This window comes from Burkholderia sp. BCC1644 (assembly GCF_902833225.1).
In the GTDB taxonomy this organism is placed as follows: Bacteria; Pseudomonadota; Gammaproteobacteria; order Burkholderiales; family Burkholderiaceae; genus Burkholderia.
The window spans coordinates 101,583-123,083 of record NZ_CADFEI010000005.1 but is presented as its reverse complement, the minus strand read 5'-3'; the positions used below and the strand labels follow the sequence as shown (position 1 = coordinate 123,083).

General features: G+C 65.2%; 22 protein-coding genes and 2 pseudogenes. 16 read left to right on the top strand and 8 right to left on the bottom strand.

The window, feature by feature from the left end; translation table 11 throughout:
- Window positions 1–27: 27 nt before the first annotated feature.
- Together HWX87_RS11540 and HWX87_RS37995 are read right to left on the bottom strand one after the other, a co-directional pair.
- Entirely contained in the window at window positions 28–2,169 is a 2,142-nt protein-coding gene (locus tag HWX87_RS11540; protein WP_176047248.1) for a hypothetical protein, read from the bottom strand.
- 826 nt (window positions 2,170–2,995) lie between these two features.
- Window positions 2,996–3,247, bottom strand: a complete 252-nt coding sequence (locus HWX87_RS37995; protein ID WP_244137656.1) for a hypothetical protein — start codon at window positions 3,245–3,247, stop codon at window positions 2,996–2,998.
- Between HWX87_RS37995 and HWX87_RS37990 the strand changes: the two are divergent.
- The 3 genes and pseudogenes from HWX87_RS37990 to HWX87_RS11525 all read left to right on the top strand — a co-directional run.
- A pseudogene (locus tag HWX87_RS37990) lies at window positions 3,200–3,394 on the top strand (RidA family protein); the annotation flags it as partial. The gene HWX87_RS37995 and the pseudogene HWX87_RS37990 sit on opposite strands and share 48 nt — an antisense overlap.
- A gap of 384 nt (window positions 3,395–3,778) precedes the next feature.
- Window positions 3,779–4,084 (top strand): annotated as a pseudogene (locus HWX87_RS11530) (phage baseplate assembly protein V); the annotation flags it as partial.
- Between the two features lie 30 nt (window positions 4,085–4,114).
- The gene (locus HWX87_RS11525; protein ID WP_176047246.1) at window positions 4,115–5,440 is read left to right on the top strand and encodes a hypothetical protein; all 1,326 of its coding nucleotides are present in this window, start codon (window positions 4,115–4,117) and stop codon (window positions 5,438–5,440) included.
- 168 nt (window positions 5,441–5,608) lie between these two features.
- Here the strand turns inward: HWX87_RS11525 and HWX87_RS11520 are convergent, their stop codons facing one another.
- Window positions 5,609–6,319, bottom strand: a complete 711-nt coding sequence (locus HWX87_RS11520) for a hypothetical protein (protein WP_176047245.1) — start codon at window positions 6,317–6,319, stop codon at window positions 5,609–5,611.
- 26 nt (window positions 6,320–6,345) lie between these two features.
- A complete protein-coding gene (locus HWX87_RS11515; RefSeq protein ID WP_244137655.1) occupies window positions 6,346–6,720 on the bottom strand; it encodes an Arm DNA-binding domain-containing protein in 375 nt (124 codons plus the stop codon).
- 83 nt (window positions 6,721–6,803) lie between these two features.
- Between HWX87_RS11515 and HWX87_RS11510 the strand changes: the two genes are divergently transcribed.
- The 4 genes from HWX87_RS11510 (at window position 6,804) to HWX87_RS11495 (ending at window position 9,192) form a co-directional block, all read left to right on the top strand.
- Entirely contained in the window at window positions 6,804–7,118 is a 315-nt protein-coding gene (locus HWX87_RS11510) for a Dabb family protein (protein ID WP_176047244.1), read from the top strand.
- Window positions 7,115–7,594 carry a PaaI family thioesterase gene (locus HWX87_RS11505; RefSeq protein WP_046545900.1) on the top strand — a complete coding sequence of 160 codons (480 nt, stop codon included), beginning with the start codon at window positions 7,115–7,117 and terminating at the stop codon, window positions 7,592–7,594. Before HWX87_RS11510 ends, HWX87_RS11505 begins: the two co-directional genes overlap by 4 nt.
- Window positions 7,595–7,750: 156 nt before the next feature.
- A complete protein-coding gene (locus HWX87_RS11500; protein WP_176047497.1) occupies window positions 7,751–8,710 on the top strand; it encodes an alpha/beta hydrolase in 960 nt (319 codons plus the stop codon).
- Between the two features lie 41 nt (window positions 8,711–8,751).
- Window positions 8,752–9,192, top strand: a complete 441-nt coding sequence (locus tag HWX87_RS11495; protein ID WP_176047243.1) for a GNAT family N-acetyltransferase — start codon at window positions 8,752–8,754, stop codon at window positions 9,190–9,192.
- A 16-nt stretch (window positions 9,193–9,208) separates the two neighbouring features.
- Here HWX87_RS11495 and HWX87_RS11490 read toward each other — a convergent pair whose 3' ends face one another.
- Both HWX87_RS11490 and HWX87_RS11485 read right to left on the bottom strand, forming a co-directional pair.
- Complete coding sequence (locus tag HWX87_RS11490; RefSeq protein WP_176047242.1) at window positions 9,209–10,054, bottom strand: NRDE family protein; 846 nt, start codon at window positions 10,052–10,054, stop codon at window positions 9,209–9,211.
- 76 nt (window positions 10,055–10,130) lie between these two features.
- Entirely contained in the window at window positions 10,131–11,165 is a 1,035-nt protein-coding gene (locus tag HWX87_RS11485) for a folate-binding protein YgfZ (protein WP_176047241.1), read from the bottom strand.
- 77 nt (window positions 11,166–11,242) lie between these two features.
- On the opposite strand from HWX87_RS11485, the gene mltG reads away from it, so the two are divergent.
- The 9 genes from mltG (at window position 11,243) to HWX87_RS11440 (ending at window position 19,875) form a co-directional block, all read left to right on the top strand.
- Entirely contained in the window at window positions 11,243–12,262 is a 1,020-nt protein-coding gene (mltG, locus tag HWX87_RS11480; RefSeq protein ID WP_176047240.1) for an endolytic transglycosylase MltG, read from the top strand.
- Complete coding sequence (tmk, locus tag HWX87_RS11475; protein WP_034188700.1) at window positions 12,262–12,882, top strand: dTMP kinase; 621 nt, start codon at window positions 12,262–12,264, stop codon at window positions 12,880–12,882. The genes mltG and tmk overlap by 1 nt, the downstream gene beginning before the upstream one ends.
- Before the next feature lie 19 nt (window positions 12,883–12,901).
- A complete protein-coding gene (locus HWX87_RS11470) occupies window positions 12,902–13,930 on the top strand; it encodes a DNA polymerase III subunit delta' (RefSeq protein ID WP_176047239.1) in 1,029 nt (342 codons plus the stop codon).
- Window positions 13,931–14,044: 114 nt separating this feature from the next.
- Window positions 14,045–14,824: a TatD family hydrolase gene (locus HWX87_RS11465; RefSeq protein WP_176047238.1), complete on the top strand. Its 780-nt coding sequence runs from the start codon at window positions 14,045–14,047 to the stop codon at window positions 14,822–14,824.
- A gap of 45 nt (window positions 14,825–14,869) precedes the next feature.
- Window positions 14,870–15,580: an ankyrin repeat domain-containing protein gene (locus HWX87_RS11460; RefSeq protein WP_176047237.1), complete on the top strand. Its 711-nt coding sequence runs from the start codon at window positions 14,870–14,872 to the stop codon at window positions 15,578–15,580.
- A 121-nt stretch (window positions 15,581–15,701) separates the two neighbouring features.
- Window positions 15,702–16,058, top strand: coding sequence for a Rap1a/Tai family immunity protein (locus HWX87_RS11455; protein ID WP_006485939.1), 357 nt, complete (start codon window positions 15,702–15,704; stop codon window positions 16,056–16,058).
- 89 nt (window positions 16,059–16,147) lie between these two features.
- Window positions 16,148–17,320, top strand: coding sequence for a mechanosensitive ion channel domain-containing protein (locus tag HWX87_RS11450; protein ID WP_176047236.1), 1,173 nt, complete (start codon window positions 16,148–16,150; stop codon window positions 17,318–17,320).
- Between the two features lie 36 nt (window positions 17,321–17,356).
- A complete protein-coding gene (locus tag HWX87_RS11445; protein ID WP_176047235.1) occupies window positions 17,357–18,532 on the top strand; it encodes an AAA family ATPase in 1,176 nt (391 codons plus the stop codon).
- 278 nt (window positions 18,533–18,810) lie between these two features.
- Complete coding sequence (locus tag HWX87_RS11440) at window positions 18,811–19,875, top strand: glycosyltransferase family 4 protein (RefSeq protein WP_175848316.1); 1,065 nt, start codon at window positions 18,811–18,813, stop codon at window positions 19,873–19,875.
- 105 nt (window positions 19,876–19,980) lie between these two features.
- On the opposite strand, the gene HWX87_RS11435 is transcribed toward HWX87_RS11440, so the two are convergent.
- Both HWX87_RS11435 and HWX87_RS11430 read right to left on the bottom strand, forming a co-directional pair.
- A complete protein-coding gene (locus HWX87_RS11435) occupies window positions 19,981–20,568 on the bottom strand; it encodes a YSC84-related protein (protein ID WP_059233959.1) in 588 nt (195 codons plus the stop codon).
- Window positions 20,569–20,815: 247 nt separating this feature from the next.
- Window positions 20,816–21,265, bottom strand: a complete 450-nt coding sequence (locus tag HWX87_RS11430) for a hypothetical protein (protein ID WP_176047234.1) — start codon at window positions 21,263–21,265, stop codon at window positions 20,816–20,818.
- Window positions 21,266–21,501 lie beyond the last annotated feature (236 nt).

Here is a 21,501-nt window from a genome sequence, read left to right as displayed (position 1 = left end):
GCCGGCCGGCAGGCGACAGGCGATGCGCTAGCGCGACGCCACCGCCGTCGCGCTCTTCGGCTGCCCGTCCTGCATCTGCCGCGACGCCTGCCACCAGTACTTGCCAGCGCGCTGCTGCGGATCGCGGATCGCGAGATACGTCGTACTCCAGAGCTGGGCCGCATTGGCTTCGGTCGCATCGGCGCTGCGCGTGCCGAACGCGTCGGTCTGGTACTTGCCGTTCACGTAGGACCACGTCCACATCTCCGATGTCCGCATGTCGCGCCCGTTCGAGATTACCTGCCAGATCGTCTGCCGTGCCTGCGTGAGCAGCGTGCGAGTCGCGGCCGACAGGTCCTGGCGCGCGAGCTGGCGATCGAGCCCGGCCACCCACATCGCCTGCTGCCACGACCAGACCACCGTTCCGTGATACGCGGAACTCGTGAATTTCGGCCACAGTGACTGGCTCGCATACGCAGGATTCGCGATCAGCATGCCGGCATCGGTCACGAGCCCGGTCGGGAACGGCCGCGTGACGTCGGTGACGATCCGCTGGAGCTGGTCGTCCGGCGGCGTGCCGAACAGCAACGCGAAGCCGCCGTCCGAATTCATCACCGGAATCGGATTGCCCTGCTGATCGAGCGACAGCGCGTAGAAGGCCAACGGTGCGCTTGGCGCGGCTCCGGCCGGCACGCCGGCGGACGGCGCATAGGCCGACACGTCGGTGGTCGCCTGCGTGGCCGGCACGCCGACCTGGAACAGTGGCGGCGCTTGCGTCTCCCACGTGGCCGCTTCGTTTGCCGTGTTGGCGAGCGTCGCGCGCTGCCCGGCATCGAGGTACGGGTCGAGCAGGCCATGCGCGAGGAACGCGTTCGCCGCGCGCAGCGCGGCCGGAACGAGCACCGCGTTCACGTCGTACGGGTAGACGCCGCCGCCGAGGCCGTCGGTACTGTCGCGCCAGTTGCCGACGATCTCGCCGGGCCGCAGGTGGATCAGGTTCGCGACCGACGGCTGCTGAGCGAACGCCTGTGCGGTCGTCGCGACGTGCAGCAGGTTCACGACCAGGCGGCTGCCGTTGGTCTGCCCGTCGCTGCCGCGCTGCGCGAGATACGCGGCAGCACGCGCCTGGCCGCGCGTATCGTCGATCAGCCATGCGGCTGCGATCGGCGCGAGCAGGTAGTCGCTGTCGATCATCTTGTAGTCGTAGGTCGGCGTCGGATCGTTCGGTTTCCTGTTCTTCTGGTTGTCGACCAGCGCGAATTCGCCGATGCCTTCTTCGTGCGCGACCTTGCCGTCGACCGACAGGCGGCTCAGCACCGACGACAGGCCGGCCTCGATTGCCGCGGGTTCGAGCACGGGCATCAGCATGCGGACCGAGATCAGCGTGTCGCGGCCGAAGTACGTGTCGTATTGCCACGAGCCGGCCAGCAGCTTGTCGTTGAAACTCAGGAACTCGAGCACGTTCTGGCTTACCGGATCGGGGTTCACGGACGGGGCGAACAGGTCGGCACGCGTGATCGGCGACAACGGTGTTTCGCCCGACAACGCATCGATGTGCAACTTGAGCGTGTGCGAGCCGGCCGGCGCGTTCAGCACGAGCTTGCCGCCGGCTGCCGGCGCGATGCTGCCGCCGTCGCGCAGCGTGATGCGGAGCGAATAGCCGGGCGCGCCGTCGATCCGGTCGCGTTGCCATTGCGCGGCGCTGCCCTGGACGGTCGGCGCGGTGATGATCTGCTGCGGAATCGTCGCGCCGCCGTTGAAGTCGCGCAGGAAGCGCACGTTGCTGAGCACGCCCTGGCGGATCGTCAGCGTACCGGTGTCGACCGACACGTCGGCGCCGATACCGTACAGCGGGCGGCCGTGCCCGTCGGGGGCAGACAGCGCGGACGGCGGCGTGTCGAGGCTCCAGTTCACCGGCTGCGCGGTGTCGTCGAACCACAGCCCCGTGCCGCTGTTGCCGGCGGGGAAGACCACGAGCAGGCGCGGCTTCGTCGACGAACGCACGAGCAGGTGCGCGGCGACCTTGTCCTGTCGGTAGAACGCGTTGATCTGGCCGCCGGCGTCCATGCGGAACGACAGCGCGGCATTGTTCGACGGCGGGCTGTTCGACTGAACGTCGTCGTCGTTGCAGGCCGCGAGCAGGCTGGCGCAGACGAGCCCGAGACACAGCGACTTCGCAAGGCGATGCATGTTGATGTCCCTCCTGATGGCTGGATTGGCGATTTTTTATCTGGGTGGTCGAATGAACGGATCTGGGGTCCGTTTGATCTGTTGTCGCGGTCATTCTGGTGAGTGACCGGAATTAATCGGAGCTGACGCTTCTGATAAAGAAAGATCAGGCAATAAATAAACAAATGGTCGATAAATGCTAAACGCAGAAACGGCAGGGCGTGTTGCCCCTTTGCGGCGCGGAAGAGGCAATGAAATGAGCCTTCGTGCGGGTGACTGGCGAGTCACGCGGTGAAAGAAAATAAAACGTAAGCCGTCGTAGGGGATTCTAAATTTACGGGAAAGTCGAAGTCAATAATGTTTTGTGATTTTCCAATGCTTGATTGAAAATGCGGTCGCAATTATTACTCGCTGATCGGTAAAATGTGCGATTTAATTGATTCGGGGAATGCGGTTCGGATATCCGATGGCGAAACGATCGGCAATAGTGTTTCATTCCGGAGATTGATGCCAGAGAGGAAATTAATCGTCGTGTTTGTGCCGGCCACTGTCGCGAAAGGCCGGGATGCACCCTGCAATCCGCATTCCTGCAAATCAACCGAAGACCGCGTTCGCGCTATTAGATCCGTCGGCGCATACGGCGCGCTTATCGACGTTCCCGTCCCGCAACGGCGTCTCCAGCGCCGTGATCCAGCCTGCGTCTGACCACGAAGCCAAGAAGCGCCTCGACGTCTTCTACTAGCATTTGTCGCGGGAATCGGTCGAAAAGGCCGGTAACGGTGCGATTCCTGCAGACCTGGCCACGACGTGTTGGCGTGTTGACAATCGACCCCGGCAGGAGGCCTGTTCAATGACGCTCGAATGCATCAATCCCGAGGATCTGCCCGTTCCTCAAACGTACACGCAAGTCGTCGTTGCGACGGGGAGCAAGATGGTATTCATCTCGGGCCGGGAGCCCGAGGACATACACGGCAAGCTGGTTGGATAGGGTGATCTTGACGCACCGGCGCGCCATGTATTTGGCAATCTCGGGCGGGCACTTGCTGCGGCCGGTGCGCGGCCCGAGCGGGTCGCCAGGACCACCATCTACGTCGTCCATTACGACCGTGACGCCTGCTTGCCGATTATCGAAAGTGCCCGGACAGCGCTGTTCGGAGATCACAAGCCGGCGGACGTGGTGCTCGGTGTCGCGACGCTGTCCCCCGGTTATTTGATCGAAATCGATGCGATCGCGACCATCGAGTGATCGGGTGCTTCACACGTCGAACCGTTTGGCGCTGACGGTCGGTCAAATCTGCCAAGGCTGTGTTCGTCTGGATTGGTTTGCGCCGCGTGAGCGGCGCTTCGGCTTTTTGGATCGCTTTTGGCGGTGTTAGAACGCTGCTGTCTCGCCGCATCGAAGTGCTATTGACGCTCGCCAGGGCGATAGCCGGGAGTTTCTTCGCGTGTTCCCGTTTTCGCGGCAGCGGACGTAGGGTAGAAAGGGCCGGGAGCGAGGTCATGCGGCGGCGTCCCGCGCCATCTCAGGGGGCCAGTCGGGGGTGGGCATTGAACGAAGTTTGTCGAGCCATGAGCGCACGCTTGCTGCTCCCTTGGCTTTCGACCTCGTGTCGCCGGTTTCAATGCGACGGGTGGGCGGATTTTGTTTCACATCGGCGGGACGGAGTTTGAGCTGAATGCAGACGGCGCGACTCTGCGCAGCGCAAAGCTGCTGGCGGACATTCCGGACTCGAGGTTCACGGGCAACACGACGACCGAACACGTGCTCACGTGCAACGGTGGTATGCAGGGCAAGTCGGGCGAGACCGGTCGTGTCGCATTGAAGATCTCGGGTTGTGCGGAATATACCGAAGACGTTGTCGCGGCAGGTAAGGCTGTCAGTAAGCACCGCCACCGTGAGCAAGCAGGCGGCGAGCTGGATGGTATGCCTGATTAACGTCGCGAGCCTGTGAAATTTACGAGGGTGATGAAACACAACAAGCTCTTAGAATTGACGCTATACAACAAAGCTACTTTGGGGAAGGGAGTCCACTCAATGAGTTCTGACGGAGAAAATCAAAATGGTGTCGGAGGGCAGCAGGGCACAGTGAATCCACCAACTGACGCGGGGTGGGAAGATTTCAAGAGGTTCTACAAAAACTACGTCGCTGCGATTGCAGTGGTCAAAGATACGCTAGACGTCCTTTGGAAGCTCGCTCCAATTGGTTTGATCATGCCTGCCATTTTGATATGGTCGTATTTGAAGAAAATCGGATGGCAGCAATTGTTTCAGGAGTCGGTGGTGTCGGTGCCGGGGTTGATAGTCATGATCGTGTCAGCATGCTTGCTGACACTCGTACTGGCGGTTCAATTTTGTGTGCCATCGATAATTTCAGTGGGTGCTGCTGGCGTTTACGACGAGCAAAGCAAGGTGGCGAAAGCTGCGGGATTGCCCAGTATTAGAAATCCAATCGCGTGCTTATTCATTTTTTCTCCGGTCGTGTGGCTGGGAACGGCTGGAGTTCTAGCTCTGATTGCAGACTCTTCTGGTGGTTGGACGTTTTTGATAAGCATCGGTGTGATGGTTTTGTTTGAGATTGCAGTAATTTATCGGTGGAGAAATTCGCTTTCGGATTCGAGTAAATCGGGCTTTATTAGTGTCGTGGGACATTGGCTCAGGCTTATGGTGGCTCCGACATTTGCTGCATTGCCAGTATCACTTTCTTTGTTTATCTGTCTTAGTGTTTTCTCGTCTGGGGAAATGTCGGACTGGGCGGCTTTTGGGGTGTTCGTTGCATGTATTTTTTATAGTGTTATAGGTGTTCTTCCGGGAATGGCCTATTTGTTTGAAAAGATTTCAGATAAAAAGCCATTCGATATTTTTAAAACGACAACCGTTGCTGGCGTGATGGTGTTTTATGTGCTATGGATTGTGGCGCTGACCCTTGGCCCGGTTACATCTACGATCCTACGATCGATTGGTGCTATTGATGAGAATCGATACGTCTATCAGGTGCTCAAGCCAGATCTTGTGACCGGGATGCAGGGGGCCGGGTTCACAGTCCATATGGTTGCTCAATCCCCTTATAGCAAGGATTTGCCTGCCTACTTTGTGGACAGCTATGTGCGTTTCAATTTCGCCAGTGTGCTGTTGCTTTGCCGAGATCCACTCGCCTTTAATAAGGCCGACGGTGGATCCATGAGTGACAAGGATGTGCAGAACAAAAATCTGATCTGGCGTGCCGGTGGGTACTTTTGCGTGAAAGCGCGCGCTGATGAGGTTCGGTTGTTGCAAAGCCGTCACAAACCTTGATCACAAGTTTGCTTACTACCTGGACCCCGCAGAACGCGGGGGGTTTTATTTTCCGGAGGTTGTTTGCGGAAAGATGCACGGAAAGGCGGGGCGGCACCCGTGACATTTATCGACGCCGAATTCCCCAGCCGGGTGATCGTGTTCTCGGGTTCATGTTTTTCGACGTTATCAGGTCACAAGCTTTACAAGCACGGACGACAAGCCGTCGTATGTTTTCCAGATTGCCAAACCGCCCAACAGCAATGGCAGAAGAAGATCTAGGAGCCAAAGACTGATGAATCTTGCTCGTAGGCGCCAAGAAAGACGCTCTGATCGTGTGATCACAGTCGCCCATTTGGCGAGGAGTGGCGCTACCTCTGCATGCAACGAATTCATCCCTTCTTGGATTGCCTTGAGTTGCCCGGTCGCACTGGAGATTTGCGACGAGAATTGCACTTGAGACCGCATATCCGTTTCGATCACTGTGCCATCGAGACCGTGCATCGCGTTCTTCACTTGTTCGCCTGTGATGTGAAAATGAGCTTCCAGCATCGACACTAGATCAAGGTAAGGTTTGGTCAGGGCGCGCTCGCGCGTGAATTTCCACGCGGAGTAGTCGACATAGGCTGCGAGGGCGAATGCGGAAAGAAAATAGCCTACTATGAGGCATGCAAGGCCCTTCGTTATGCTGCTTTCCAATGTAGTGTGAACGGCAGTTTGTAACCCCAGGAATCCACTGACCTGCAGATTCAACGCCGCAATCAACAATGCCGTGAAGCTACCTGCTACGAGATTCCGCTTTGCTTTACGAGTATCGTCCGTTAATGGATCTTGAAAGACAACCTCACCAATGTCGTTCTCAGTGATGGCCTTGTATACGTCTGGACGAACGTAGTTCATGAGTGGCTTCTCCGGGCTGGCAGCAATTATTCTTTTGCAAATTCGGCGTAGGTCGTGGCATAGCTCTTGAATTTTAATGCTGCTATGCGCGGCGGAGGTGCATCATTGGACTGACAACTGCCTTCGTTGATACGCGCGGACAGCACTTCGTGCTTCGCATGGGAGGGATGCAATCCCTTCTTGACGAGTGCACGGGCATCATCGCGTGCCGGGAGAGCGTCTTGAAGGCTGACAGTGGGATATTCTCCGATCGCGAAGAGATTCTCCTTCCCTGCGATTCCATACTTGTGTCGCAAAAGCTTCGAGTCGGACAGATTCACTAACAGATACTGTCCATTGCCGTCGGCAAGTTTGGTAGGCTTGTCGCCTGCCTTCGCTGGTCGGATCTTGAGACTGGACACGATTCCGGGCGAACGGTGCAAGGTACCCGACTGCTAAGGGTGACGGGCACACTGCCGAACCAACACGAACAGGAGCAACCGAAGTGATCAGACATATTGTGATGTGGAAGTTGAAAGAATCGGCCGAAGGCGCGACGCGCGCACAGAACGCGCTGAAGCTGAAGGAAAAGCTCGAAGGCTGCCGCGACCTCGTGCCGGGCACCTTGCAGATCGACGTCGGCCTGGCGACGCCCGGCCTCGACGCGACCGCCGACATCGTGCTCGTGTCCGATTTCGCGGACAAAGCCGCGCTCGACGCATACCAGGTGCACCCGATCCACCAGGAAGTGAAGAAATTCGTCGTTGCGGTGGCCGAATCGCGCGAGTGCGTCGACTACATCGTCGACAGCGCACGATGAGCGACGCGGCAACCCCGACGGACGGCCCGTCGATCGAAAGCCCGTTCGTCGACATGCTCGGCGTGCAGCTCGTGTCCGCGAAGGACGGGGCGAGCGAGATCGTGCTGCCGCTCGAGGAGCGGCACATGAACACGTGGAGCATCGCGCACGGCGGCGTGACGATGACGCTCGCGGACATCGCGCTCGCGATGGCGGCGCGCAGCCTGACCGACGACGGCATCGGCGTCGTCACGGTCGAGATGAAGGTGAACTTCATGCAGCCGGGCCGCGGCGAACTGCGCGCCTACGGGCGCGTGATGCACCGCTCGACGACGATGGCCTACTGCGAAGGCGAAGTGCGCGACAGCGACGGCAACTTCGTCGCGAAGGCGCTCGGTACGTTCAAGTACATGCGGCGGCTTGCGGTCGGCCGCGACATCAAGCGGCAACGCTCGCGCACGGCGCCGGACGCCCAGCCCGGCCCGAGCGACGCGTAAGCACCCGGACGAACGGCCCTGTCTCCCGAATGAGGCAGGGCCGTTTTGTTTGGCGGCACGGGATTCCCGCACATCGCGCGCCATACCGGCCTGACGCGAGCGTGGCATCATGCACGCTTGTCCGTTCAGGGCGCCGCACAGGCGCTGTCTTCCCCGATGCCGCTGAATCCGAAGGTCGCCCAGGTGCTCGACATGATCGAGCGCGCGAAACGTCCGTCCTATCACCACCAGACGCCGCAGCAGGCGCGCGCCGCGTACGAGAAGAGCGCGCCGATCCTCGACGTCGCGCCGGCGCCGATGCATTCGGTGGAAGAATGCGTCGTGCCGACGCGCGACGGCCGCACGATCGGTGCGCGGCTGTACCTGCCGGTCGCGCCGAGCCTTGCAGAGCCGCTGCCCGCGCTCGTCTACTATCACGGCGGTGGTTTCACGGTCGGCAGCGTCGACACGCACGACGCGCTGTGCAGGATGTTCGCGCGCGATGCGCAGTGCGCGGTGCTGTCGGTCGATTACCGGCTCGCGCCCGAACACCGGTTCCCGACCGCGGTGAACGACGCCGACGACGCATTGCAGTGGCTCCATCGCGAGGCCGCCACGTTCGGCATCGACGCTGCTCGGCTGGCGGTCGGCGGCGACAGTGCGGGCGGCACGCTTGCCACCGTCTGCGCGGTGCTCGCGCGCGATGCGGGCATTCGCCTGGCGCTGCAGCTGCTGATCTATCCGGGCGTGACGGGTTACCAGGACACCGAATCGCACGCGCGGCTCGCGAACGGCTACCTGCTGACGCAGGACACGATCCAGTGGTTCTTCACGCAATACGTGCGCGATCGGGCGGATCGCGACGACTGGCGCTTCGCGCCGCTCGACGGTACGCGCGGCGCGCCGTCGTTTGCGGGCGTCGCGCCGGCGTGGATCGCGACGGCCGAATACGATCCGCTGAGCGACGAGGGTGCCGCGTACGCAGCGAAGCTGCGCGCGGCCGGCAACGCGGTCACGCTGGTCTGCTATCCGGGGATGATCCACGAATTCTTCAAGATGGGCGGCTACATCCCCGAGGTGCGGGCCGCGCATGTTGATGCGGTCGCGGCGCTGAAGGCCGCATTCGACGACGTTTGACGGCAGGCGTTTGACGGCGCACGCGCCGCATGGGAGCTGCGATGGCGGACGGCGTAGTGGAAACGGGTGACTGGACGGTGCTGGGCGGTGATGCTGCGCGCATTCGCGACGCGGTGTTCGTACGCGAGCAACAGATTCCGCCGGAATGGGAACTCGACGATGACGATCCGCTGTCGTTCCATGCGGTTGCCTACCGGATCGATGCGGCGACAGGTACGCGTCGGGCGGTCGCGACGGGAAGGCTGTTGCCATCCGGCATGATCGGCCGTGTCGCGGTGCTGGCCGATGTACGCGGGCAGGGTGTCGGGTCAGCCGTGCTGAACGCGTTGCTGGGTGCCGCGCGGCACCGCGGCGAAACTGCCGTGCGGCTTTACGCGCAGGATTCGGCGGTGGCGTTCTACGTGCGGCATGGCTTCGCGGCGGTCGGTGAACCGTTCGTCGAAGCCGGTGTGCCGCACGTCGAGATGACGCGCGCGCCGTAGCGCGCGGTGCGCGCGTTCAGCGCGGCCGCGTCGCGTCGAGGTCGAACGTGAACGCGCGCTCGAACGAACCCGGACGGACGGTGCGGTGCGAGCCGTCGTCGTCGCAGCGCTCCTTGATCTCGACCGTCAGCCGCACGCCTTCCTTCATCGTGACGCGCAGCGCGGTCGTGCCGCGCGTGCCGTATTCGGGCGTCTCGATGAACGCGGCCGACAGCGCACGTTCGCGTTCGATCGGGATGCCGGTATGGGGCAGCGCGTCGTCGTCCGCGACATGCGGGTCGCGCATCAACGCGATCAGCTCGTCGAGCGACGGGGTCGGATTGTCGGTGAGCAGCGTGCCGAGTTCCGCGCGCTTGCGCACGACTTTCGGCCAGGGCGTATCGAGCCGCGCGTTCGACAGCGCATGCACGCCGGGCGTGATCGCGACGGGCGCGGCGACACTGCTTTCGCCTTCGGGCGCACGGTTGCAGAACCACGCGAGTTCGCGTCGCCGCCAGTCGCCGACGAGCAGGTTGAAGCCGTTGTACACGGCGGCATGCTCGGCCAGTTGCCCGAGATACTCGAGCGGCGCGACGGACGGGCCGCCGAGAAAATCGGACACGAGCTTGCCGCGGGTCGGGGCGCCCGCGCGAATGTCGAACGGCGCGCGGTAGTTCGTCAGCGCGGCGAACCTGCCGTCGCGCGAGACGCCGAGCCACGTGCCGCCCGCTTCGAGATCGCGGCCGGCCAGTACACCCGGCACATCCTCCCACCACGAGAGCGGCGCGCTGGTCCGGCGAAAGAACTCGTCACGGTTGGCGGCGAGGGTAAAGACGGGACCGGCGGCGGCATCGGGCTGCCAGTCGAAGGCAATCAGACACATCGGGCGATTCTCTCGCAGGAAACATCGGGCGCCGGCTGCGACTCGCGAGCCGGCGCCCGAACGGGTTGTCAGTGCATCACGCTTCCGTCGGCCATGCGTACGGCAGCGTATCGAACGCGAGCACCGGGCCGTCGGCCGAACCGAGGTGCACCGTGCCGTTGTCGAGCGCGGCGAGCTTGATCTCGACGAGCGCATCGACGCCGCCCGCGGGCGCGGCCGCCGCATTGACGATCATCCCGCACGGCTGGCCCGGATCGTCGCTGTGGAACAACTCGACGCCGGCATGCACGGTATCGGTGTCGCCGGCGACGTGCGCGAGCGCGGTGCGGCGCTTGATCGTGCCGCGGTACTGGCTGCGCGCGACGATTTCCTGGCCCGGGTAGCACCCCTTCCTGAAGTTAACGGCGCCGATCACGTCGAAGTTGACCATCTGCGGCACGAACTGTTCGACGGCCGGCTGCGTGATGCGCGGCTCGCCCGCGCGCACGTCGAGCCAGTCCCACACGGCTGGCGACACGACCGGCAGCGTGCCGGCGAGCGCCGCGAGGCGCGCGTCGACTTCCGAACGCGGGCCGATCCACAGATAGCGCTTGCGGCCGGCCGCGTCGGGCACGCGGATCAGCGCGCCGGCCGGGCCATCGACCTTCACGTGCACGCCGTCCGGCAGCGCATCGAAGATGCCGGAGAGCGCGTCGCGCACGTCGCCCGCGAAGCCGGCCACCGCGAGCGTGTCGCTCGCGTCCGTCAGCTTCGCCTTCGCGCGCAGCACGAACATCGACAGCCGCTTCTGCACGGCGGGCTGCACGTCCTTCGACACGAGCAAGCGCACGCCGTGACCGGCGCGCCACGTGAGGAACGAGCCGAGAAGGCGCCCCTTCGGCGAGCAATAGCCGGACAGCCGCGCGCTCGCGGCATCGAGATGCTCGATGTCGTTGGTCAGCTGGCTGTGCAGGAACGTGGCGGCATCGTCGCCGGCCACGTCGATCACGCCGAACTGAGGCAGCGGCATGCAGGCGCCCGGCGCATCGAAATCGGCGGCGGACGGGCGGGGGAAAACGGGGAGCGAGGCAGATGCGGCCTGGGCAGCCGGTGAAGCGAACGGTGTGCTCATGGAATGAGGGAACAGTCAACTCTGACTTTGACGGAGGCGAGCAAGTATTATATGGGTCTTACCTGAGTCACGTTTCCATGTCCCTACTGAAGAAATGCGCCGCGACGATCGTGGCGCTGGCCGTCGTTGTGGCCGCTGCCGGCGCGGGCGGCGGGTATTACTGGGCGACCCGGCCGCTGCTGCTGGGCTCGGCATCGCTCGACGTCACGATCAAGCCGCGCAGCACCGTGAAGAGCGTCGCGCTGCAGCTCAAGCGCGGCGGCGTGCCGGTCGAGCCGTTCGGGTTCGTCGCGATGACGCGCGTGCTCGGGCTGTCGAGCCGGCTCAAGTCCGGCAACTACGAATTCAAGACCGGCATCACGCCTTACGAGGTGCTGCAGAAGATCGCGCGCGGCGACGTGAACGAGTACGTCGCGACGGTCATCGAAGGCTGGACCTTCAAGCGGATGCGCACTGAACTCGATGCGAATCCCGACCTGGCGCACTCGACGGCCGGCATGAGCGACGCCGAGCTGCTGCGCGCGATCGGCGCGCCGGACAGCGCCGTGCAGCGCGGCAGCGGCGAGGGGCTGTTCTTCCCCGATACCTACCTGTTCGACAAGGGTACGAGCGACCTGAACATCTACCGGCGCGCGTACCACCTGATGCAGACGCGTCTCGACGAGGCGTGGGCCGCCCGCGTACCGGGGTTGCCGTACAAGTCGCCTTACGAAGCGCTGACGATCGCGTCGATCGTCGAGAAGGAAACGGGCCACGCGGCCGACCGCGCATTCGTCGCGGCCGTGTTCGCGAACCGGCTGCGGATCGGCATGCCGCTGCAGACCGATCCGTCGGTGATCTATGGCCTCGGCGACGCGTACGACGGCCGCCTGCGCAAGCGCGACCTGCAGGCCGACACTCCTTACAATACCTACACGAGACGCGGCCTGCCGCCGACGCCGATCGCGTTGCCGGGGGTAGCCGCGCTGCAGGCGGCGATCAATCCGGCACCGACGAGCGCGCTCTATTTCGTCGCGAAGGGCGACGGCACGAGCGTGTTCTCGGACACGCTGGGCGATCACAACAAGGCCGTGGACAAGTACATACGAGGTCAATAATGGCGAGCGGTAAATTCATCACGTTCGAAGGCATCGACGGGGCGGGGAAGACCACCCACCTGCAATGGTTCTGCGAACGGCTCCAGGGCAAGCTGGCCGCGGCCGGCCGACAGGTCGTCGTGACCCGCGAGCCGGGCGGCACGCAGCTCGGCGAGAAACTGCGCGAGATCCTGCTGAACCAGCCGATGGATCTCGAGACGGAAGCGCTGCTGATGTTCGCCGCGCGCCGCGAGCATCTGGCGCTCGTGATCGAGCCGGCGCTCGCGCGCGGCGACTGGGTCGTGTCCGACCGTTTCACCGACGCGACGTTCGCGTACCAGGGCGGCGGCCGCGGGCTGCCGCGCGACAAGCTCGAGACGCTCGAGCGCTGGGTGCAGGGCGGGTTCCAGCCCGACCTCACGGTGCTGTTCGACGTCGCGCCGCACGTCGCGAGCGAGCGCCGCGGCGCCGCGCGCATGCCCGACAAATTCGAAAGCGAGTCGGACGCGTTCTTCTCGCGCACGCGCGGCGAATACCTGCGGCGCGCGGAAGAGGCGCCGCACCGTTTCGCGATCGTCGACGCGACGCAGTCGATTCCCGAGATCCGCCAGCAGCTCGAACGCGTGCTCGCCGCGCTGTAACCCGCAAGGAACGCACCACATGATCTATCCGTGGCAGACCGACGACTGGAACCGCCTGCAGCAATTGCGCGCGCAATGGCCGCATGCGCTGCTGCTGCACGGCCAGGCCGGGATCGGCAAGCTGCAGTTCGCGCAGCATCTCGCACAGGGCTTCCTGTGCGAATCGCCTCAACCGAACGGCGAGCCGTGCGGCGCCTGCGCGGCCTGCACGTGGTTCTCGCAGGGCAACCATCCGGACTACCGGATCGTGTTGCCCGAGGCGCTGGCCGGCGAAGCGCCGGGCGCCACGGACGACGCGAAGCCGGCCGATGCGGACGAAGGCGGCAAGAAGACGCGTGCGCCGAGCAAGGAAATCAAGATCGAGCAGGTGCGCGCGCTGCTCGACTTCTGCGGGGTCGGTTCGCACCGCGGCGGCGCGCGCGTCGTCGTGCTGTATCCGGCCGAGGCGCTCAACGTCGCCGCGTCGAACGCGTTGCTGAAAACGCTGGAGGAGCCGCCGTCCGGCGTCGTGTTCCTGCTCGTGTCGGCACGCATCGACCGCTTGCTGCCGACGATCATCAGCCGCTGCCGGCAGTGGCCGATGACGGTGCCGGCGCCCGACTCGGCCGAGGCATGGCTCGCGGCGCAAGGCGTCGACCACGCGCACGCGCTGCTTGCCGAAGCCGGCGGCGCGCCGCTCGCTGCGCTGGCGCTCGCGAGCGACGAGAACCGCCCGCTGCGCGACTACACGCTCGGGCAGCTCGCGGCCGGTGCGGCATGCGATCCGTTCGCGTGCGGCGAGACGCTGCAGAAGCTGCCGGTGCCGCTGGTGCTCGGCTGGCTGCAGCGCTGGCTGTACGATCTGCTCGCGCAACGGATGGCGGGCGCGCCGCGCTACTTCCCGATGCACGCGGCGGCGCTCGCGCGCTGCGCGGAGTCGGTCGACGCGAACGCGTTCGCACGCTTCATGAAAGCCGTGACGCGGCAGCGGACGGTCGAGAACCATCCGCTCAACGCGCGGCTCGTATTCGAGGAATTGTTTCTCGGATATCGGGAAATGTTTGCATGATCCGGCATTGTTTCCCGTGGATTGCGAAACGATGAACGGATCACCTGGCGACGCGGCCCGTTGCCGCCTGCCGGCGAGCGCTTGAGCGCGCGTCTTACGTATTCAGGAAACACGATGTTCGTCGACTCTCACTGCCACATCAATTTCAAGGGCCTGGCCGACCGCCTGCCGGCCGTTCTCGAGAACATGCGCGAGCATGACGTCACGCACGCGCTGTGCGTGTCCGTCGATTTCGAGACGCTGCCCGACGTGCTCGCGATCGCGGACGCGCACGACAACGTCTACGCGTCGGTCGGCGTGCATCCCGACCACGAGGAGGCGCGCGAGCCGACGCTCGCGGAGCTCGTCGAGCTGGCCGCGCACCCGAAGGTCGTCGCGATCGGCGAAACGGGCCTCGACTATTACCGCCTCGAAGGCCGCTCGATCGCCGACATGGAATGGCAGCGCGAACGCTTTCGCACGCACATCCGCGCGGCGACCGCGACGATGAAGCCGCTGATCATCCATACGCGCTCGTCGTCGGAAGACACGCTGCGGATCATGGCCGAGGAGCGCGCGGACGTGCCGGGCGGCGTGATGCACTGCTTCACCGAGCCGTGGTCCGTCGCCGAGCAGGCGCTCGCACAGAACTTCCATATCTCGCTGTCGGGCATCGTCACGTTCAAGAGCGCGACCGACGTGCAGGACGTCGCGCGGCGCGTGCCGCTCGAGCGGCTGCTGATCGAGACCGACTCGCCGTACCTCGCGCCTGTGCCGTATCGCGGCAAGCCGAATGAACCTGCGTACGTCAGCCATGTCGGACGCTTTATCGCATCCGAACGCGGGATCGCCGTCGAGGCGCTCGCCGATGCGACGACGCAGAACTTTTTCCGGCTGTTCAAGATCGCCCGCTAACGACGTGCGCGCAGCCGACACAACCCAGGGAAGGAGCCCACAACAATGACGAAGCCGACCAATCATCTGCCCAAACGCGTACTCGCCGCCGCCGTGCTGGTCGCGAGCGGCCTGTTCGCTGCCGCCGGCGCGCATGCCGAGTCGCTCGACGCGATCGTCAAGGCCGTCAAGTTCGACGACATCGCCGACATCGGCAAGCAGCTCAAGAGCGGCAAGCTTGACCCGAACACGCTCGCGCCGAACGGCGATCCGATCCTGGTGATCGCCGCACGCGAGAAGTCGGACAAGGTCGCGGCCGCGATCGCGACGACGCCGAACGTCGACCTCGAGAAGGAAGACAAGGCCGGCGAGAACGCGCTGATGCTGGCATCGCTGAACGGCGACGTCGGCCTCGCGAAGCTGCTGATCGACAAGGGCGCGGAAGTCAGCAAGAAGGGTTGGGCGCCGCTGCACTACGCGGCGACCAACGGCCAGGACGCGGTCGTCAAGCTGCTGCTCGACCACGACGCCTATATCGATACCGCGTCGCCGAACGGCACGACCCCGCTGATGATGGCCGCGCGCGGCAACCATGCATCGACGGTCAACCTGCTGCTCGACCAGGGTGCCGATCCGCAGGTGAAGAACCAGCTCGGCATCACCGCGCTCGAGTTCGCGAAGCACTACAAGGCGCCGGACGCGATCGACATCCTGAGCAAGCGGACCGAGCGCGTCGGTGGATCGGCGCCGGCAGATGCGCAAAAGAGTGCAAAATGACGGTTTTCGGTGCGTCCGGACGGTGCGCCCGCCCGGCCGGATTCCGGCCGGAGCAGGGTGTCCGGCGGCGCGCCGGCCAAGGCAGCAGGCGGTCTCGGGCCGCATTGACATAAGGAACACCATGTTGCGCGCAATGTTTTGTGCCGCGGCGTTTGCCGTACCGTTGTCGGCGGCGGCTTTCACGGGCGCGGATCTCGACCGGCTGTGCGCGAAGACGGACGTCAAGTCGCGGGCGTCGTGCGCGGCCTACATCGAAGGCGCCGCCGACGGCGTCTACAACACGATCGACGCGATCGGCGGCACGACGGGGCCGCGGGTCGGCCAGTATTTCTGCCTGCCGCCCGACATCCGGGCGCAGCAGATGACCGACGCGGTGCGCAAGTACATCGCGGAAAATCCGAAGCTCGCCGACTACAACGCGAGCACCGCGGTGTCGCTCGGTCTCGGCAAGGCGTTTCCGTGCAGGAGCGGCAACTGATCTGACGCCGTGTCCGGGCGCATGCGCGGCCCGGACGTCGCCGACGCATCCAGGACGAGGCGCGTGCGCCTCATCACCCAAGGGCGCCGATGATTTCAATCGAGGAACTGCAGCGCATCGCCGATGCGCCGCTGCATTCGTGGCTCGGCACGCTGGCCGTGTCGGTCGTCGTCATACTCGTCGTCACGATCGTGCACCGTCTCGGCGCACGCATCGTCAAGCGCATCGCGCAACCGTATCCGCTGATGAGCGCGATCCTGCGCTACATCGACAAGCCGTCGCTCGTCGTGCTCGCGCTGCTGGCGCTCGAATTCCTGTGGGTCCAGGCGGACGACGGCATGTCGTTCGTGCGCGGCATGCGCACCGCGGCCGCGGTCGGCTCGATCGTGTCGCTCACGTGGCTGCTGGTGCGGCTCGCGGCCGGTGTCGGCGACGCGATCATCCAGGCCCATCCGATCGATACGGCCGACAATCTCCAGGCGCGGCGCATCCATACGCAGGCCAAGGTGCTCGTGCGGACCGTGATGGTGCTGATCGTGATCATCGGCACCGGCGCCGCGCTGATGACGTTCCCGAACGTGCGCCAGGTGGGCGCGAGCCTGCTGGCGTCGGCTGGCGTCGCGGGCCTGGTTGCCGGTATCGCCGCGCGGCCGGTGCTCGGCAACCTGATCGCCGGGCTGCAGATCGCACTCACGCAGCCGATCCGGCTCGACGACGTGGTCGTGATCCAGGGCGAGTGGGGGCGCATCGAGGAAATCACCGGGTCGTTCGTGTCGGTGCGGCTGTGGGACCAGCGGCGCCTCGTCGTGCCGCTGCAGTGGATCATCGAGAACCCGTTCACGAACTGGACGCGCAGCAGCTCGGAAATCATCGGCACGGTCTACCTGTCGGTCGACTACCTCACGCCGCTCGCGCCGCTGCGCGAGGAACTCGCGCGGCTCGTCCACGCGGCGCCCGAGTGGGACGGCCGTGTGCAGGTGCTGCAAGTGACCGACGCAACGGAGCGCACGATGCAGTTGCGCGCGCTCGTCAGCGCGGCCGATTCGCCGTCGTGCTGGGATCTGCGCTGCCGCGTGCGCGAAGGGTTGATCGCGTACCTGCAGGACCGCTATCCGCAATGCCTGCCGCGCAACCGGATGGAGCTGTATCCGCACGAATCCGCGCCGGACGCACCGAATCCCGAACGGCCGCACGCGCGGGCGCCTGCCGCCAGCACGGCGGCCAATACCGCTGCCGATCCGCAGGCCGCCGAGGGCCGCTGAGTGCGGCCCGGTGCCTGTCTGCCATTCCTCGTTCCCATGACCGCGCTGAAAACGCTTGCCATCGCCAATTACCGCTCGCTGCGCGAGCTGATCGTGCCGCTCGCGGCGCTCAACGTCGTCACGGGGCCGAACGGCAGCGGCAAGTCGAGTGTGTACCGCGCACTGCGGCTGCTCGCCGATACCGCGCAGGGCCGCGTGATTCCGTCGCTCGCCCGCGAAGGCGGGTTGCCGTCGACGCTGTGGGCGGGCCCCGAGCGCTTCTCGCGCGCGATGCTGGCCGGCGAGACGCCGGTCACGGGCACGGTGCGCAAGGGCCCCGTGAGCCTGAAGCTCGGCTTTGCGTGCGACGATTTCGGCTATTCGATCGATCTCGGCCTGCCGCTTCCGAGCAATTCGCAATTCGCGCTCGATCCGGTGGTCAAGCGCGAATGCATCTGGGGCGGCGCGCTGTTGCGCCCGTCGACGCTGCTGGTCGACCGGCAGGGCGCGCAGATCCGCGCGCGCACCGCGTCGGGCGACTGGCAGACGATTCCGCAGCCGGTCGCGAGCTTCGACAGCATGATGACCGAGTTCGCCGATCCGACCGGTGCGCCGGAGATGATCGCGGTGCGCGAGCGCATCCGCTCGTGGCGCTTCTACGACCATTTCCGGACCGACGCGCAGGCGCCGGCGCGGCAGTCGCACATCGGCACCCATACGCCGGTGCTCGCGGACGATGGCGCGGACCTGGCCGCCGCGCTGCAGACGATCCGCGAAATCGGCGACGGTGCGGCGCTCGATGCGGCGATCGACGACGCGTTTCCCGGCGCGTCGGTCGAGATCGAGAATCCGGGTGGCCGCGGCCGTTTCGACGTGCTGATGCGCCAGCCGGGCCTGCTGCGGCCGCTGGCGGCGGCCGAGCTGTCCGACGGCACGCTGCGTTACCTGCTGCTCGCTGCCGCGCTGCTGACGCCGCGCCCGCCGGCGCTGATGGTGCTGAACGAACCGGAAACGAGCCTGCATCCCGATCTGCTGCCGGCGCTCGGCCGCCTGATCGCGCAGGCCGCGCAGCGTTCGCAGGTGCTCGTCGTGTCGCACGCGGCGCGGCTGATCGCGACGCTCGAGCGCGAGGCCGGCTGCGAATCGCTGGTGCTCGACAAACAGCTCGGCGCGACTTCGCTCGTCGATGCCGACACGCGCGACTTGCCGGCCTGGAAGTGGCCGTCGCGTTGACGGGCCGGGTGGCGTGCGCTCCCGCCTGTATCACTAAAGGGGGCGGATCGATCGGGCCGCGCCCGGTTCGGGGCGGCGGACCCGGCGAACGGAATGTATCCTGCCTGTAACAACGTCCATAAAATGCAAGGCAGGCGGTTCCGGGCATCGGGATCGCGAATAATGTCGGGATATCCGGCCGGCGCCTTGCCGGCCAGCGCTGCATGGGGAGGGGGAGCGCAATGGCGCAATCGCCCGCCGGCCGTGCCGCAAGGGACAGGACACAGGAGACGTGAACCATGAGAATTGCGCAGATCGCCCCGCTGACCGAATCCGTGCCGCCGAAGCTGTACGGCGGCACCGAGCGCGTCGTGTCCTACATCACCGAGGCGCTCGTCGAGCTCGGCCATGATGTGACGCTGTTCGCGAGCGGCGACTCGACGACGCGTGCGAAGCTCGAGCCGGTCTGGCCGCGTGCGCTGCGGCTCGATTCGTCGATCCGCGACCGCGTCGCCCCGCACATGCTGCTGATGGAGACGGTCGCACGCCGTGCGAAGGATTTCGACGTGCTCCATTTCCACATGGACTACTACTCGTTCTCGGTCTTCAACCGGCAGGAAACGCCGTACGTGACGACGCTGCACGGCCGGCTCGACCTGCCCGAGCAGCAGCCGGTGTTCGACACGTTCAACACGGCGCCGGTGATCTCGATTTCGAACTCGCAGCGCCAGCCGCTGCCGCAGGCGAAATGGCTGACGACGGTCTATCACGGGCTGCCCGACACGCTTTACATGCCGCAACCCGTCGAGCCGCGCTACCTCGCGTTCCTCGGGCGCATCTCGCCGGAGAAGCGCGTCGACACCGCGATTCGCATCGCGCGCCAGTGCGGGCTGCCGATCCGGATCGCGGCGAAGATCGACGCGGCCGACCAGGAGTACTTCGACCGCGAGATCAAGCCGCTCTTCGCGCTGCCGCACGTCGAATACATCGGCGAGATCGCCGATCACCAGAAGGCCGAATTCCTGTCGGGCGCGCATGCACTGCTGTTTCCGATCGATTGGCCGGAGCCGTTCGGCCTCGTGATGATCGAGGCGATGTCGTGCGGCACGCCGGTGATCGCGTTCAATCGCGGCGCGGTGCCCGAAGTGGTGGACGAGGGCGTGTCGGGCTTCATCGTCGAGGATGAAATCAGTGCGGTCGCTGCCGTGAACCGGCTGCACCTGCTGCCGCGTGCGCGTGTGCGCCAGCGCTTCGAGGAGCGCTTCACGTCGCGCCGGATGGCGCAGCAGTACGTCGACGTCTACCAGTCGGTGATCCGCGCGCAGAAGCGCTCGCGCTTCAAGGTGATCGACTCGACGACCTGAACGGCCCGACGCAGCACGCGGACGGATAAAAAAACGGCGATGCCCGCAAGGACATCGCCGTTTTCGCATGGCCCGCGCGCGGCGCGCACGGGCGGTGCATCAGCGTCAGATCTTGAGCTTCGTGACCTTCGTGCCGTTGATCGACACGTCGCCCATCAGGCCCGCGTTCGTCAGTACGACGACCTGGACCGGCGCGGTGGCCGTGGTCGTGTCGACCGCGCCGTTCGCGCCCATCTTCACGAGCGCGACCGACGCGCCGGCACCGGCTGCCCAGCCGTCCGAGCCGCGGAATTCGTCGAGCGCTTCCTGCGTCATGAACAGGAACACGATCGCCTTCGACTGCGCACCGGCCTGCAGGCCGACCGACAGCGACGACGTGTTGTAGTAGCCGACCGTGCTGCCGCCGACGCGCAGCGCGCCGTTGCCGGACTGGCCGCCGACGATGAAGCCGGCCTGGATCACTTCGGGGAACACCAGCACGCCGCGCGACTTCGCGACGAGTTCGCGCGAACCCTTGACCGTGGAGTACATGCGCGACAGCGTGGCGTCGACGCTCGCGTCGATCGACTGGCGCTTCGACGCGTTGGTCGCGGCGTTGTCCGGCTTGTCCGGGGTGGTGGTGCAACCGGTGAGCGCGAGGCTACCGACGATGAGCGCAGCGGCGGCTTTCAGCACAAGATTCCGTTTTTGCATCGTTCTTCTCCATCGGATGATGTTCGGAGTGAGTCTCGCTCATGAGGCGGATCACGTCGGCAGTTATATCACAGCGGATTACAGCCCCTTTTCGTCGGCGCATGAAAAAGCGTCAAATCGCTCGGGGGTGTCGCGGCGCGCCAACGGACGAAGCGGCGCCGGCGCGTGCGGGGCGCCCCGCACGTGGTCGGCGCGCGCGGGGAACTCGACGGTCGATCGGGAGGGCGGCAGGCGCCTGCGGCGTACGTCAGTGCGTGACCGGCGGAACAGGCGGCTTGATCGGCGGGCGGCGCAGTGCGCGGCGGATCAGCGCGATCACGACGCCGCACGCGAACAGGAACGCGGCCGGGACGACCCAGTAGCCGACGAACGCGTGCCACAGGTAGCCGGCGAGCGTATTGCGGCGCACCACGTATTCGTCGCGGGCCGCCTGCTGGCGCGGCGCGTTGGCGGCGAGCACGTCGACCGGGCAGCCGGCCGCGCGCGCCTCGTCAGGCTCCCCGTGGCACTTCGCGGCGGCGCCTGCGGCCTGCTGCGCATCGGTGAGCTGCCAGGTGGTCAGCGCGAGCTGCAGGTCCGCCTTGTTGTAGGCCATTTCCTCGCGGATCTCGCGGACGGCGACGATCGCGACGGGCACGGCCCAGAACACGATCACGATCAGCCAGCGGCGGAACCAGCGGTGTTGTCTCCATGCCATCCAAGCCTCCGTTTGACGCGCGTGCGCGTCCGTCTCGAGGGCGGCCCGATGGCGCTTCTTGTACTTGGGTGGGCCGCGTTGCAGCCATCATAGAAGAAAACGCGGCGAATTGCCGCACCATGTGGCAGCGGGCAGGAAAAGCGGGGCGGGAAGGGGAAATCAGGCGGGAGGCGCGGGTGTCGATGCGCGTGCAACGAAAACGAAAATGCCGCGCCCGCCGAAGCGGTACGCGGCAT

Bases quoted from the DNA above. Each gene is read 5' to 3' on its own strand.
- HWX87_RS11540 (WP_176047248.1), bottom strand. From the start codon at position 2,169: ATGCATCGCCTTGCGAAGTCGCTGTGTCTCGGGCTCGTCTGCGCCAGC.
- HWX87_RS37995 (WP_244137656.1), bottom strand. From the start codon at position 3,247: ATGGACGACGTAGATGGTGGTCCTGGCGACCCGCTCGGGCCGCGCACC.
- HWX87_RS11525 (WP_176047246.1), top strand. From the start codon at position 4,115: ATGAAACACAACAAGCTCTTAGAATTGACGCTATACAACAAAGCTACT.
- HWX87_RS11520 (WP_176047245.1), bottom strand. From the start codon at position 6,319: ATGAACTACGTTCGTCCAGACGTATACAAGGCCATCACTGAGAACGAC.
- HWX87_RS11505 (WP_046545900.1), top strand. From the start codon at position 7,115: ATGAGCGACGCGGCAACCCCGACGGACGGCCCGTCGATCGAAAGCCCG.
- HWX87_RS11500 (WP_176047497.1), top strand. From the start codon at position 7,751: ATGCCGCTGAATCCGAAGGTCGCCCAGGTGCTCGACATGATCGAGCGC.
- HWX87_RS11495 (WP_176047243.1), top strand. From the start codon at position 8,752: ATGGCGGACGGCGTAGTGGAAACGGGTGACTGGACGGTGCTGGGCGGT.
- HWX87_RS11490 (WP_176047242.1), bottom strand. From the start codon at position 10,054: ATGTGTCTGATTGCCTTCGACTGGCAGCCCGATGCCGCCGCCGGTCCC.
- HWX87_RS11485 (WP_176047241.1), bottom strand. From the start codon at position 11,165: ATGAGCACACCGTTCGCTTCACCGGCTGCCCAGGCCGCATCTGCCTCG.
- mltG (WP_176047240.1), top strand. From the start codon at position 11,243: ATGTCCCTACTGAAGAAATGCGCCGCGACGATCGTGGCGCTGGCCGTC.
- tmk (WP_034188700.1), top strand. From the start codon at position 12,262: ATGGCGAGCGGTAAATTCATCACGTTCGAAGGCATCGACGGGGCGGGG.
- HWX87_RS11470 (WP_176047239.1), top strand. From the start codon at position 12,902: ATGATCTATCCGTGGCAGACCGACGACTGGAACCGCCTGCAGCAATTG.
- HWX87_RS11465 (WP_176047238.1), top strand. From the start codon at position 14,045: ATGTTCGTCGACTCTCACTGCCACATCAATTTCAAGGGCCTGGCCGAC.
- HWX87_RS11460 (WP_176047237.1), top strand. From the start codon at position 14,870: ATGACGAAGCCGACCAATCATCTGCCCAAACGCGTACTCGCCGCCGCC.
- HWX87_RS11455 (WP_006485939.1), top strand. From the start codon at position 15,702: ATGTTGCGCGCAATGTTTTGTGCCGCGGCGTTTGCCGTACCGTTGTCG.
- HWX87_RS11450 (WP_176047236.1), top strand. From the start codon at position 16,148: ATGATTTCAATCGAGGAACTGCAGCGCATCGCCGATGCGCCGCTGCAT.
- HWX87_RS11445 (WP_176047235.1), top strand. From the start codon at position 17,357: ATGACCGCGCTGAAAACGCTTGCCATCGCCAATTACCGCTCGCTGCGC.
- HWX87_RS11440 (WP_175848316.1), top strand. From the start codon at position 18,811: ATGAGAATTGCGCAGATCGCCCCGCTGACCGAATCCGTGCCGCCGAAG.
- HWX87_RS11435 (WP_059233959.1), bottom strand. From the start codon at position 20,568: ATGCAAAAACGGAATCTTGTGCTGAAAGCCGCCGCTGCGCTCATCGTC.
- HWX87_RS11430 (WP_176047234.1), bottom strand. From the start codon at position 21,265: ATGGCATGGAGACAACACCGCTGGTTCCGCCGCTGGCTGATCGTGATC.